The following is a 13,068-nucleotide window of genomic DNA, read 5'->3' as shown; positions in this document are numbered from 1 at the left end:
ACTATAGTAGCGCGAACCACTCCGATAGTCACGATCAATGCTTAGCCAGTCATCAGAACCATCGCCGTACGGAAGAACACGAAAACCCTCGAGATACACTCGAATGCCGCGTTCACCTCGCACAAAACCTTGTAGTGGCCCACGATTAGCACTTGCGCCGGGATACACAAAGAAGCGCGCCTGAAAGCGGAGCTGATCCGACGTTCGTTTCTCAAAACGATATGTGCGGGCAAACCTATTATCACTAACTTCTGAAACAGTTGGAGTAATTTGGACTCTTGCCCGCCCGCCCTCGACATCCACTTCAACGCACCACCTGAAGTTTAACCGAGCCTGCTCCCAGTAGTCATCGCCCTGTTCAAACTCACCCATGAAAGCGATGCTAAAACCCGGATCATTCACGGAGGACAGGCGTGCAAAAGGCACGCCGAACAACGGTTCATCCACAAGGCCAAGCGACCTAGCATCGCCGCTCATAATAAAGGGAGGTGGTTGCGCTGACCGAACCTCATGAACGAACCTCGAGATTTCGAGGCGTGTCCATTGCCGCTTTAGCGACGACATTGACAATACCGTGCCCGCAGAAGCACTAATTGCAGCCGGCAGAGGCTCAACAGTGAGCCCCTGCTCTAACTCATTCGAGGTGTCTTGCTGATCAATAACTTTCCAATCGATGCACGCATATACACCCAAGTCTTCTTGAGCAGCTACTACACTATTTGGAATACTGCGAACGTGAAGAACATTTGCAAGCTTTTGACTTGCAAGACGCCCGATGCCCTTTTGTCCCGTGTACGCACGACTATAACGCGGTGACCTGCGAAAACCTTGCTCCTTATCCCGGCCAGCAATACGAAGGAACGCAGTCTTGAAACGGTTAAGTGTCATACCATTACCATCATCCTCAACGGTGAGCATAGCAGCAGACGGATCACCGAGATCACTTGCATCAAGCCTTACAAATGTAGCATCAGCATCATAACTATTTTTTACAAGCTCAATGATCGCTGTACTATCACGACCCACAAGAAGGTCGCCCAATTCGCGCAAAAGATGCGTCTCAACGGTGAAACTCATTCCATCAGTCATCGATTTGCCTCCTTTGGAGCATCAAGAGCACTCTTTCGAGCTAGATCCAGCAGTACCACAACATACTGCCCGGTTAATCCTGATTAGACCAACTCGTCGCGGACTTAACCGGAGGAGACCACACCCCTCTTCAGATGAGCAACGCCGGAGAGCATCTTGCCCGTCGCATGATCTCAACCAGCACAGAATCGACTCTTTGAGCGACTCGCAAATCCCCTCCTTCCAGTAGAGGCCAAATAGGTTGTTTGAAATGGCTAACTTATCAACGTTCACCATGACATGAAAGCGCTCTCTCGCAAACGTTGAAATAATGACGTCGGGCCGACGAAACTCATTACTGAGATCATACCACTTCGGCCGACTTGAGCACAAATAACCACGATCAACACCATCTCTTTCACCCATCGCAATTAGTAGATCAACATTTTTGTTCTCTCCTTGCTTATACATTTCAAGACAGAGTAACTCAGCAATATCCGGCACAGACTCTTCCCGCCCTTCGATCGCACGTAGACGCCTCGCTAAAGGAGTCCTATAGGCCTCATCAATCTCAAAGTCTCTCCATTGCTCCGGGGCACGTATAAAGAAGCGATTGGCTCCGGTCGCAGTTCCCCGAACAATGCGGGCATACTGCTCGAGTAGCACTTCCGATCGAGACGAGGTATCTGGCGAATCTCCAGATTCTGCGAACCGAATCGCCTTTTCTCCATCCTGTCGTTGCACCGCAAAACAGCGATCCATTTTCCAGCTCGATATTGCCATCTGCTGCAGCCCCCGACACTGTGGACCAACTTCGACTGATACGGCGTCTACCATGGCATCATCAAAGCGCCACGAGTCGGCTCGTCTTAACACGATTTTACGATTGACCTGCTTTCTCAGCCACGCGCGAAGTTCTCGCGCGTAACGCGCATGCATCCAATTGGAGGGGAGTATCATAACAAGCCCATCATCTTGAGTAAGCTTCACCAGAGACATCCCAAAGAACAATGTTGAAAGGTTCGCAAGAGGACCGACTAGGCCTAAAGCATCCGCAACAAGCTGTTGCCTATTCTGCTTTGCTATCAGCTGCCAACGCGTGTATGGCGGATTGCCGAGATACAACGTCGGTCCGGCTTTGCAATTCTGTTTGAGCCAATCTCTATAGTCACCTAGAACGAGACGTGTTTTTAACCGGCACCGCTGCGACATCGCCACTGCTTGTAGGCCGAGGGTAAACGGATTCACATCGACCGAGAATACTTCGGCCGTTTTCCAGTAGCGAGCAGCCAGTTCCGAGAAACTACCAACACCTGCTCCGACATCAACGACTACCTTGGGGTCATCATATTGGTTCGCGTAATGCTCCACCATCGATTCCGCATATTCACGCGGCGTGAAGAATGTTCCGAGGAATCTTCGATATTCCGCCGCAACAACTCGGGAGTATAAGTAGGCTAGACTGGCCGTCGGATCTACTGCCACCATTGTTTCGAACATATCAAGAACAACCGGGGGTACCACGACGTTTCCGTACACAAGAAGTGCGGCTTTCAGCTTGTCAGGGAGCTCCAGGCCTCTTTTGGAAAGAATTAGTGCCGCAGGTCGCTGAAGTTTTGGCAAATCGACATCCGCAATTCCATGTGCACCCCTGGCAGAAATGGCAGCACGATCCGATGAAGAGCATATCTAATTCGCTACGCAGCGAAGGGAGCTATTCGGTTCAGCCATCCTCTAATCTTTCGTTTGACACGTCGTCATTTTAGTTTTTTCCATCCTATCAGTCGCTTGGAGTCGCCTTTCTCTTAATGGTACACGTATCGGCGTGCGATCGAGACGGCCTCGGGCACGTAGGAGCGACCGAAGAGGGCGCAGTGAACCATGATGATGTGCATCTGGTGCAGGGCCACACGCTCGCGCCACCCGTCCGCCAAGGGCGAGGCCTCGTTATAGGCGGCGAGTATGCGTTCGTAGTGCGGGCAGCCGAAGACCGCGAGGGCCGCCAGGTCCTCCTCGGCGTGGCCGCCCTGCGCGGCGGGGTCGATGAGGACGGCGCCCTCGGGGGTCCACATGACGTTTCCGCTCCAGAGGTCGCCGTGGGTGCGGGCCGCGCCGACCGGGCCGGGCCGGGCGATCACGTCGGAGACCAGGCGGGGTTGGTCGTGGTCGAGCGCCCCCGATTCGAGGCGCTCGCACAGGCGCTCAATGAGAGCCCTGTCGGACGCGCTGAAGGCCGGGGCGTCCAGGTAGGGGGCGATACGTTCGCGCGCGTAGAAGGCGCCCCAGGATTGGGACGAGACCGGGGCCGGGTACTGCGCTGCCTCGCCGCGCGCGGCCCATCCGGGATCAGCTGCTTCACTGGGCACGCTGCTCCCCATTTGAGGTGCGACGCCATTGCCGGCTTTCTTGGGAGCACGAGGCAGGGACAGGTGCGCCTCCCCCATCCAACCGTCACCCTCGAACCCGGGCGGTGGCGCGCCCAGGTGGGTGGCGCCCGCGGCGTGGGTGTGGGCGAGGGCGCGGCCAAAGTCCTCGGCGGCGCGTGCGCTCGGGGCGACGGAGCGCAGCCGCGGCTCCTCCAGCCAGGTGGGTCCGTGGTCGATGACGGGCACGACGGCGACCCCCAGGGCCGAGGCCTCGGCAAGCCACGCGAGGCCCGCGACCTCGTAGGTGATCCGCCCGCGGCGGCTGTCCCTCTTCCTGATGGTGTCCATTGACGTTCCTCATCCACTCCGGCCGCATCGACCGCGACGACCCGCGGCCCCTCCATGCTAGAGGCATACGGCCATCCACATAGCCGCACAAATCACCGGACGAACCCCGGCCTCGTCGCTGCGGACGCATACCGAGCAAATCTCGTTATACTTCCACATGAAGTAATTTCTGTCACTATGAGGATGTGGCGTCATGACCCTCTCGACGACTCAGAAGACCATCGAAGAGCTGCTCACCGGAAACAGGCAGTACCAGATCCCCGACTTCCAACGCCCCTACGTCTGGGAAGAACAGCAGGCGATTGCACTGGTCAACGACCTGCTAGATGCCTGGCGCACGAACGACGGCGACTACTTCCTGGGATCGATTGTCCTCGTCGATCACCCAGGCGGCGACAACGTTGACGTCATTGACGGACAGCAGCGCCTCACCACCCTGTGCATCCTCGTCGCGCTCCTGAGACACCTGGCCGGCACCGACGCTGGCTTACACGACGAAATCGGACAGCTCCTGAGCATCCCCGAGTCACGGATCAAGGGTCTGGACGAAAGGCCTCGCCTCTCCGTCCGCGAGTGCGACCGTTACTTCTTCGACACCTTCATCGTCGGTGACAACATCGATTCGCTCCTCGACGTCGAGGCAAACAGCCTGACCCCTACTTCCGTGCGTCGCATCCACGACAATGCGCGGGCGATTCTCGACGCGCTCATCGATCCGGAAGTCCTCCCTCCCCAGGAAACCCAGAACTTCGTTCAGTACCTCATGCTGCAGGTCTCCCTCATCGAGGTGACAACCGATTCCTACCAGGCCGCGCACCGCATCTTCTCTGTCCTCAACACCCGAGGTGTCCCCCTGGCAGCGACCGATATCTTCAAAGCTCGCGTTCTGTCTCACGTCGCCCCCGCCAACAGGCCACGCTACGCAGCCCTCTGGGAGGACGCCATCAACTCGCTGGCAACCGACAACCCCGACACATTCTTCGGGCACCTCCTGACACTCATGCTCCGCTCACCCGCAAGACGAGCCCTCATCGACTGCTTTTCCGAGGATGTACTCACGCCCTTCTTCACGACCAAGAGCGGCGAGCAGTTTATCGACGAGGTTTTGATTCCCAATGCGCGGGCCTATGCACTGGCGACGCTGGCACCACTCGCCGAGCACCCCGCCGCAACCCCGCTGGAGCTTCTACGACTCTACGACTCAGCTGACTGGAAGCCGGCAGCAATGTACATCCTGGGGATGAACCGAAGCAACGAAGAAGCCCGCGCGCTTCTTGCGTCCCTCGAACGCGTGTACGGGACGGCGGTTGCGGCGCGCGTCGTGCCTGGGACACGTGCCGTCACCGTTACCCGGTTCATCAGCGCTATCGAAGACGACCAGCCGGTCGACATCGCCTGCTCCGTCCCCGACGACATCCGCCACCGCGCGGCCGCAACTATCGCTCGTCCACTCCCCCAGTCCTCGATTCGCAAGATCCTCCTCTACCACGCGCTGGTTGCCGAACAGCGGTCTTTTCCTCACGGACTGCCGCGCAGTCTGGGGGTCTTGCACGGACTCCCAACGAAGCAGATCCGTGGCGTTCACGAGAGCATCGACGCACAAGCATGGAACAAGCGCCTCGGTGGCCTCATCCTCACGACCCTCAAGTCGCGCACCATCAACCAGGCGCCCGATTGGGATACAGTGTCGCGCGCGTGTCATGAGGTTCCCATCGTCGGCATGTCCGAGGTCGGCGCATTGCCGTCCGACCGGGGAGAGATTCACGAAGCAGCCCTTGAGAAGCGCCAACGACACCTGATGCGCCTCATCTTGGACTACTGGAACATTCGACGTGATTCGGATGGCATCGACCTCTCGTGTCTGACCAGCGCCGATCTGGAGGCCGCCGTCGATAAACGTTCCGCCGCTCGCGGCCGCCAGGTTCGACTCGCAGATGTCGTCGCAACCGGGATCATCGCTCCGGGAGACACCTTCGTGTGGCGACGCAGAAACCTCGGCAACGTGTACGTCGTGACGATCTCACCGGAGGGAACCATCGTGCTTCCCGACGGCCAGGAGGTGTCTTCGCCCTCTGCTGCCGTCAGTGCCCTCACCGGCAACGGTAGCGCGGCCGCCCTCGACGTTTTCGTACGCGAGTCCGACGGCAAGAAGCTGCGCGACCTGTGGAACACATACCGCGATCGCTTCGGAGCATAGAGCATTGAGATCGAACTCGCCGTCGGGGTGCTCTCATTCCCATGAGTTCTAGGACGGCATTCGGGGGCGGAGCGATCCTTCTCGGGGTGCGTCGCACAATGCCGCGCTCAGTTGAAAGCCACCACGAGTCCTGCGAGCCCTGGCCGCAGCCTCAACGGGCGGCTGCGCCAGCTGGGAGCGCCGACGCTTCCTGACGAGAATTCAGGCATAGCCGCTTGTCTGCACGTCGGCCCGTTAGCACTGTGCGTACGCGGACAGGCCCGCCCACGCACCTGTTGAGGGGTTAACGCGCGGTGGGTGCCGATTGTGCTAGGGCAGCCCGCAGCGCAGAATGGGTAGGCCACTACAGCCGATTCGCGGCTCTTGCCGCCCGATGGGTCTTGCAGGTTGGGCATCGCAGCTGTTCTCTGCCGCCACGTAACGGGGGGAATTTCTACATCTTTGTGTCGACACGCCGGTACTCGCGGGGGCATGCGAGCAAGATGTAGAAAAATCCCCACTGTCGCATCATGGACGGGTGCCACATTGCCCGCGGGGTATGGCGGCAGGGCACGTGGGCGCCAACGGGAGCACATCAGCGCATTCGCGGATAGGTTATGGTCAGACGGATAGGTTATTGGCTTGCGGATAGGTTATAAGGCTATCCGCGTGCTCATAACCTATCCACGTAGTGACAACCTATCCGTGTATGAGCCAGAACTGCCTATTTGGAAGCCGTTGCAAAACCTGCGAGGCCCGGCCGCGGTGCCCGTGGGCGGTGGCAGGGCCAGGGCGGGCATCATGGCGACGCGCCGAACCACACGTCAGCACGCCAGGCGCCACTGGTGTGGAGGGCGCCGGAGGGTCCGGAGGGCGCGAGAGGGCCTGGCTGCGGTGCCCGTGGGCGGCGGCAGGGCCTGGCCGGGCATCATGGCGGCGCGCCGAACCACACGTCAGCACGCCAGGCGCCGCCGGTGCGGAGGGCGCCGGAGGGACCAGGAGCCCGACCACGATGCCGGTGGGCGGCAAGCTGAGCCTGACTGGGCTTCGAGGCGACGCGCCGGGCGAAGCTCGCGGCGCGGACGGCTCGCGGGCGGGCCGCCGCCCACGGGCACACCAAGCAGCCCGGCCCAGCAGGCGCCCGGAACACCCGTGGGGCCACAGCAACAGGCGCCGCACCAACGCGCCCAGGCATACAAAAACCGACATCCGGATCGGATGTCGGCCTGCGGTGGAGCTAGGGGGATTCGAACCCCCGACCTTCTCATTGCGAACGAGACGCGCTACCAACTGCGCCATAGCCCCAAGGACTCAAGTAGTCTAGCACCCTGGCCTGCGCCCACGCAAGCCGACCACCGCCGCGTGCGCGAGTCGACGAAGCCGCAGGCGAGACGCAATTCCACGGGCCGACAGGAGCTCCAGCAACGGCCCGCGCTGGCGTGAGGTGAACCAAGAAACGGCGTGCCATACCTGAGGAGCCGCGCACACAGTCGCCGCGCGCAGCGCCGGGAAACGCACCAGCACGCCACCACCACCCCACAGACCACCGGGGAACGCAACAGCACGCCAACACCGTCGCATATGCGCCACCGCCGCAGGCCACCGGGGAACGCGGCGGCACGCCTCCCCCCGCGCATGCGACCCCACCACCGCGCATGCGACCGCGCCGCGGGCCCTCAGGTCCGCGGCGCGGCATCAGCAGCTGAGAGGTCCCCTATTGGGCGCGTCTCGCGTCCAGGACGGCATCCAGGTCGAGGGCGACCGCCTGGTCGGCGACGACCTCGGCCGTGGAACGAGCTCCGGCCTGGGCGGTGGCAGCGATCGGGCGGGCCGGAACCGCTGCGGCGATGCGGGGAATGCCTCGCAGGTCGGTGTCGGCGTGGACGATTCGCCCACGGATGCGCTCACGCGACGCGTAGGTGGGAGCGGGAACAGGGGCAACCGTCCAGGCGCGGGCCGGGGTGTCGGCGACCTCCACCACCTCGGGAACATCAACGCTAAAGACCAGGGAGGTCGATCCCGTCGAAGGCTCGGCGGCGCCGCCGTTGCGCTCACCCTCCGAAGCGGATGCGCCGTCCCGGCTGCCGACGCCAACGCGGGAGCCCTCGGAGTCGGCCGACGCGCGAGGGGCGGTGCGGCCGCGCACGTCGCCACGCAGCTTCGTGAGGAGTTCAAGCTCGCGTTCGGACGCGCGCTGGGAGCGGACGGCGGCTACGCGCGAGGCCCCCAGGGAGGCCGCGAGAGCGACCACGGGAATGAGGATCCAGGCGACGGGCAGCGACGCCACCGCGATGACGATGCCGAGGCCGACGGTGAGCAGGGCGCAGACACCGGCGACAACCATGCGGCGTCGGCCAGCCGCGCTTTCGGCCGCTAGGCGCGCCGCGCGGCGGGCACGGAGCTTGGCGATATCGCGGACCGCCTGGTTATTGCGGCGGTCGATGACGGGCCGAATACGCCCCCTGGTCGTCTGATGCATGCTCTCTCCGCTCGTCACTGCGCGCCTGGCCAGGAGCGTTCCGCTGGCCTGGTCGCACGTGTCTAATTCTGGCTCATTCGTGTCAATGATGCGCAGCCTCGGGGAAAAACGGTCGATCTCTCGGGACTGGGCGATGGCCGAGCGACGCGCGACCAGCGACGGCACGGTCGCCAGGAGCGCGACGAATACCGCTGCGATAACGAGTCCACCAATCTCCACCCCTTCAACGTACGGGTCTTTCCCGCCTTCACCCCCGCGCGCTGCACGCGTGTCGAGTTCTTGGGCCTCTTGGTCGGCCCGCCGTCGTTAACAGTTGTCACATTCGCAACACGCGCCCCGCGAGCATCGCCACCCACGCCGCGACCTAGTCGATGGCCGAGCTCCCCCACCGTCGCCGCACCAAGCCCCCCTCGGGCAAAGACTCGGCATCGATGAAGAAGGCAAGGTGATCGGCCCACGCGCCACCGATGTGCATGAAGCGCGGGCGCAACCCCTCCTCGACGAGGCCGAGGCCTCGACACACGCCCAGCGAGCGCTCGTTCTCGGGGCGCACGCATACCTCGACGCGATGCAGGCCGAGTTCGCCCACGACGAGGTCAAGGATGAGGGCGGCGGCCAGCGAGCCGAGGCCTCGCCCTGCCCACTCGCTGAGGACCCAGTAGCCGAGCATGCCCGTGGACATTGCCCCCCAGTGAACGTTCGAGATCGAGAACTGCCCGACGTACGCACCGTCAACCTGAACGCCGAAAATCAGCCCGGTGCCCTCCCGGTGGTCGATATCGGCGCGGCGCACGTACTGGGCGAAGGTCGGCACGTGCTCGAGGCTATCGGGAGGCAGGGTCGCCTCCCAGCGGCGCAGCCAGTGGCCGTCGGCGCGACGCACCGCATCGAGCGCGCGATGTTCCTCCCCCTGGACGGGGCGGATCACAAGCTCGCGCGGCACGGGATTGGCCGCCGAGCCCGAGCGCAGAAACCCTCGACCCACAGGGTCGCTCACCCTCAGGGTGAGCATGTCGATGTCACGACCCCACACGCGGCTACGCCGAGAGAACAGGCGCCTCATTCGAGGACCAGGCACTGGAGGAGATCTCCGGCCCGAACGGTGGTCACGTCCTCGGGAACGACGGCCAGCGCGTTGGAGTCCGCGAGCGCCGACAGCAGAAGGGACGCGGGTGTCCCCATGACTGCCGCGCTGTACCCCGAGCGAGGAGTCCCGGTGAGGCGCACGCGCACGAACTCGCGACGACCTCGCGGGGAGTACCACGAGCGATCAACGGCCGCGCGCACCACGGGACGGTTGACGCCGGTCCATCCCTGCATGTGGCGCAGGGCGGGGCGCACGAAGACCTCGAAACAGACCTGGGCGGACACGGGGTCGCCCGGGAGGCACACGATGGGAGTGCCCGCGCGCCCGTCCTGCCCGCCGACGGTTCCCACGCCCATGATGTGTCCGGGCCACGCGGCGACGTTGTCGAAGCGGACGGTGCCCAGGGCACCCAGCACCTCGCGGACGGTGTCTCCGCTGCCGTAGGAGATTCCCCCCGTCGTCAGGACGAGGTCGGCTCGCACCAGCTGGTCCTCGATGGTTTCGCGCAGGCGCGCACGCTCGTCGGGGACCGCCGCGACCCGGAAGGTCTGCGCCCCGGCGTCGGCAACCGCCGTCGCGAGGGCGTGTCCGTTTGCGTCGAAGACGGTACCGGGGCGCGCCTCGCCACCCGGTTCGACGATCTCATCCCCGATGGAGATGATGACGACCCGCGGGCGCGGGTGCACCAGGACGCGATCACGGCCCACGCCGGCCAGGAGGGCCATCTGGCGGGCACCAATGCGGGTCCCGGAGCGCAGCACGGTGTCCCCCTGGGCGACGTCCTCCGCGCGACGGCGAATGTTCTCCCCGCCCGCGGGGCTTGTGCGCAGCGCGACCTGAGCGACGCCGTGGTCCGTGAACTCCAGGGAGACCACGGCCTCGGCGCCGGTGGGAAGGGGCGCGCCCGACGCGATGCGAATCGCCGTTCCGGGGACCAAGGCGGCGGGATCGACGGCTCCCGCGCGAATCTCCTCCGTCACGGGAAGCGTCACCGGCTTCTCCAGGCTGGCCCCCTCGCAGTCCCGGATGCGCACGGCGTACCCGTCGCATGCCGCCAGGTCGACGACGGGGAGGTTGAAGGGGGCCTGCACGTCCTCTGCGAGCACGCAGCTCACCGCATCCGCGAGCTTGACGTCAAGGGGCGGGAGGGCATCGGCGCACGCCATGCAATCCTGGTAGAAGTCGGCAACGCTACGCATGTGTTCAGTCCTCTAGCTTGGAGCGCAGGAACTCCCTGAGTTCCGCTCCAAGCGCCGGATCCTCAAGGGCGAGCGTAACGTTGGCCTCGAGGTAGCCGAGTTTGTCCCCGGTATCGAAGCGACGCTCGTCAATGACTACACCGTACAACCCCCCGCCCGCTTCTTCGGGGAGGTCAATCATGCGCGCGTACCCGTCTGTGAGCTGATACTCACCTCCGGCGCCCGGTTCGATGTTTTCGAGGGCGGTAAACACCGCCGGATCGAGGAGGTAGCGGCCCACGACCGCGTACTCGGACTTGACCTCGTCGAGCGGGGGCTTCTCGGTGACGTCCGTGATGCGCATGAGCTGCCCCTCCTCGAGGTCGACTCCCTCGGGGACGGGCAGCGGCTCGACCGCGGTGGAGGCATAGGCCGTCGCCTGCTCGGGGGTAACCTTGAGGAGGGCCACCACCGTTCCGCCCAGCGCGCCGCGCACCTGGATCATCTTGCGCAGCAGCTGCGACCCCGGCTCCATGAGGTCGTCGGGAAGCAGGACGGCGCACGGGGCGTCACCGACGTGGGACTTAGCCTGCAGGATTGCGTGCCCCAGGCCCAGGGGATGGCCCTGGCGGACGGAGTGGACACGGGCGTACTTCTTGTACTCGTTGACGTACTCGAGAGCCTTCTCTTTGCCCGCCTTCTCGAGGTCCGCCTCGAGGCCCGGTTCGGCATCGAAGTAGTCCTCGATGGACTGCTTGCCCGCGCGGGTAACGAAGAGGATGTCCTCGATTCCGGCGTCCGTTGCTTCGCGCACGATGTACTCGATCGAGGGACGATCAACGACGGGTAGCATTTCCTTGGGCACCGACTTGGTGATCGGCAGGAAGCGGGTTCCGCGACCGGCAGAGGGAACAACGGCGTGCACTACTGGCTGCTTTTTCTTTGACATACTGCACAGCGTAGCGAATAAACGACCCGAAAGGGAGACGATGACCACAAAAACAGCCCTTCGGGCCGAGGCTCGACGCAGGCGGCGAGGAAGGCGCCGCGACGCCGATTCACGCCCTTTTGAGGCCTCTGGCTCCGCGCCGATTCCGGTTCGAGACCTCGCCGAGGCTCGGGGAATCGCGGGCCGGGTGCTCGCCTTCGCCTCATCGCTGGGCGGGACCACCCTACCGGCCCTGTTCGTCTCCACCCCGTTGGAGCCAGACCTGTCGCTCACGCTCCCCCTTTTTCCACGGGCGCTCCTGCCCGTTCTCATCAGCGAGGCCGGAGGCGAGCTTGCCGAACCCAGCTGGGGCATCTGGGAGGGCGGCCCGCTCGCGCACCCACCGGGCAAGCCCGCCCAACCCACCACGACGCCCCTGCCCGCTCGGGCCATTGGGGAGGCGGATCTCATCGTCGTTCCCGCACTCGCGGTGTCCCTCGACGGGACGCGGCTGGGCCAGGGCGGGGGCTGGTATGACCGCACGCTCCCCCACCGGGCGCCGTTAGCCCCGGTGGCCGCCGTGGTCTTCGACGACGAGGTCCTCGCCCCCGGGTCGATTCCCCGGGAGGAACACGACGTGCGCGTCGACGCAATCATCACGCCGACACGCGTCATCGACATCGCACGCTCGTAGGGGGCGAGAGAAGGGACGGCGCGAGCGGCGACGCGGCCACCTAGCACGCCATGCCCACTTTTGTCGCCGACATCTCATCGCGGGGTTTTCCGCCCAACAGCGCGGATTTCTGACCGCATTATAAGGAACTGCGACGAACATTACCCCCGTCCCTCTGTATTCGCGCCGCACGTCCCCCTACTGTTTCTCACGGTACCCGAGCGCCCATCAGGCGCGCGTTCCTCGGCGGCTCCAGGCCGCCACGCCGAGTCCACTCGGCGCTCAGACTTGTCGGCTCGCGCCGACCACTCACACAGGAGAACCCATGATCCAGGGATTCAAGGACTTCATCTCTCGCGGTAACGTCGTCGAGCTGGCCGTCGGTGTCATCATCGGTGCCGCCTTCAAAAACATCGTCGACGCCCTCGTTGACGGCATCATCAACCCCCTCATCGCGGCCGTCATCGGCAAGCCCGACTTCTCGGACGCCTTCATCCTCACGCTCAACGGCACCGACGTGAAGTTCGGCGTCCTGATCACCGCGGTCATCAACTTCCTCCTCATGGCCCTGGCGCTCTACCTGTGCATCATCGTCCCGATGAACGCCCTTAACGAGCGCATGAAGAAGCAGGCCGCCGACGATGCAGCCGACGCCGCCAAGGAGGAGAGCGACGAGGTCAAGCTCCTGACCGAGATCCGCGACGCCCTGGCCCAGGGCGGCCCGCGCCACTGATACTTCTTTCCTCTCCTGCGGGAGGGCATGGG

General features: G+C 63.6%; 10 protein-coding genes and 1 tRNA gene. 3 read left to right on the top strand and 8 right to left on the bottom strand.

Going from position 1 to position 13,068, the window contains the following annotated elements:
* From HMPREF9006_RS10450 to HMPREF9006_RS08425, 3 genes are all read right to left on the bottom strand, one after another.
* Window positions 1-1,089: ATP-binding protein (locus tag HMPREF9006_RS10450; protein ID WP_156794441.1), on the bottom strand; the 1,089-nt coding region annotated here is incomplete at its 3' end.
* A gap of 21 nt (window positions 1,090-1,110) precedes the next feature.
* Window positions 1,111-2,592 (bottom strand): Eco57I restriction-modification methylase domain-containing protein, encoded by a 1,482-nt coding sequence (locus HMPREF9006_RS10445; protein WP_009213182.1) that lies wholly within the window; start codon window positions 2,590-2,592, stop codon window positions 1,111-1,113.
* Between the two features lie 281 nt (window positions 2,593-2,873).
* Complete coding sequence (locus HMPREF9006_RS08425; protein ID WP_009213181.1) at window positions 2,874-3,782, bottom strand: fructosamine kinase family protein; 909 nt, start codon at window positions 3,780-3,782, stop codon at window positions 2,874-2,876.
* Window positions 3,783-3,975: 193 nt separating this feature from the next.
* Here HMPREF9006_RS08425 and HMPREF9006_RS08420 point away from each other — a divergent pair, with 193 nt between their 5' ends.
* Window positions 3,976-5,979 carry a GmrSD restriction endonuclease domain-containing protein gene (locus HMPREF9006_RS08420; RefSeq protein ID WP_009213180.1) on the top strand — a complete coding sequence of 668 codons (2,004 nt, stop codon included), beginning with the start codon at window positions 3,976-3,978 and terminating at the stop codon, window positions 5,977-5,979.
* Between the two features lie 1,211 nt (window positions 5,980-7,190).
* Here the strand turns inward: HMPREF9006_RS08420 and HMPREF9006_RS08415 are convergent.
* From HMPREF9006_RS08415 to HMPREF9006_RS08395, 5 genes are all read right to left on the bottom strand, one after another.
* Window positions 7,191-7,263: transfer RNA gene (locus HMPREF9006_RS08415), tRNA-Ala, on the bottom strand.
* Between the two features lie 409 nt (window positions 7,264-7,672).
* Entirely contained in the window at window positions 7,673-8,656 is a 984-nt protein-coding gene (locus HMPREF9006_RS08410) for a hypothetical protein (RefSeq protein ID WP_009213179.1), read from the bottom strand.
* 145 nt (window positions 8,657-8,801) lie between these two features.
* Window positions 8,802-9,500, bottom strand: a complete 699-nt coding sequence (locus tag HMPREF9006_RS08405) for a GNAT family N-acetyltransferase (protein ID WP_009213178.1) — start codon at window positions 9,498-9,500, stop codon at window positions 8,802-8,804.
* A complete protein-coding gene (locus HMPREF9006_RS08400) occupies window positions 9,497-10,723 on the bottom strand; it encodes a molybdopterin molybdotransferase MoeA (RefSeq protein ID WP_009213177.1) in 1,227 nt (408 codons plus the stop codon). Before HMPREF9006_RS08400 ends, HMPREF9006_RS08405 begins: the two co-directional genes overlap by 4 nt.
* Window positions 10,724-10,727: 4 nt before the next feature.
* Window positions 10,728-11,651 carry a UTP--glucose-1-phosphate uridylyltransferase gene (locus HMPREF9006_RS08395; protein WP_198002553.1) on the bottom strand — a complete coding sequence of 308 codons (924 nt, stop codon included), beginning with the start codon at window positions 11,649-11,651 and terminating at the stop codon, window positions 10,728-10,730.
* A gap of 40 nt (window positions 11,652-11,691) precedes the next feature.
* Between HMPREF9006_RS08395 and HMPREF9006_RS08390 the strand changes: the two genes are divergently transcribed.
* Both HMPREF9006_RS08390 and mscL read left to right on the top strand, forming a co-directional pair.
* Complete coding sequence (locus HMPREF9006_RS08390) at window positions 11,692-12,324, top strand: 5-formyltetrahydrofolate cyclo-ligase (RefSeq protein ID WP_156794409.1); 633 nt, start codon at window positions 11,692-11,694, stop codon at window positions 12,322-12,324.
* A gap of 304 nt (window positions 12,325-12,628) precedes the next feature.
* Window positions 12,629-13,036 (top strand): large conductance mechanosensitive channel protein MscL, encoded by a 408-nt coding sequence (gene mscL / locus HMPREF9006_RS08385; RefSeq protein ID WP_009213174.1) that lies wholly within the window; start codon window positions 12,629-12,631, stop codon window positions 13,034-13,036.
* Window positions 13,037-13,068 lie beyond the last annotated feature (32 nt).

Source organism: Actinomyces sp. oral taxon 180 str. F0310, from assembly GCF_000185285.1.
Lineage (GTDB): Bacteria > Actinomycetota > Actinomycetes > Actinomycetales > Actinomycetaceae > Pauljensenia.
Note: the sequence above shows the minus strand (reverse complement) of the source record. Positions and strands in the feature narration are given on the sequence as shown.

What these genes read in the sequence shown, in the direction of transcription:
- HMPREF9006_RS08425 (WP_009213181.1), bottom strand. Translation starts at nt 3,782, where the DNA reads ATGGACACCATCAGGAAGAGGGACAGCCGCCGCGGGCGGATCACCTAC.
- HMPREF9006_RS08420 (WP_009213180.1), top strand. Translation starts at nt 3,976, where the DNA reads ATGACCCTCTCGACGACTCAGAAGACCATCGAAGAGCTGCTCACCGGA.
- HMPREF9006_RS08405 (WP_009213178.1), bottom strand. Translation starts at nt 9,500, where the DNA reads ATGAGGCGCCTGTTCTCTCGGCGTAGCCGCGTGTGGGGTCGTGACATC.
- HMPREF9006_RS08400 (WP_009213177.1), bottom strand. Translation starts at nt 10,723, where the DNA reads ATGCGTAGCGTTGCCGACTTCTACCAGGATTGCATGGCGTGCGCCGAT.
- HMPREF9006_RS08395 (WP_198002553.1), bottom strand. Translation starts at nt 11,651, where the DNA reads ATGTCAAAGAAAAAGCAGCCAGTAGTGCACGCCGTTGTTCCCTCTGCC.
- HMPREF9006_RS08390 (WP_156794409.1), top strand. Translation starts at nt 11,692, where the DNA reads ATGACCACAAAAACAGCCCTTCGGGCCGAGGCTCGACGCAGGCGGCGA.
- mscL (WP_009213174.1), top strand. Translation starts at nt 12,629, where the DNA reads ATGATCCAGGGATTCAAGGACTTCATCTCTCGCGGTAACGTCGTCGAG.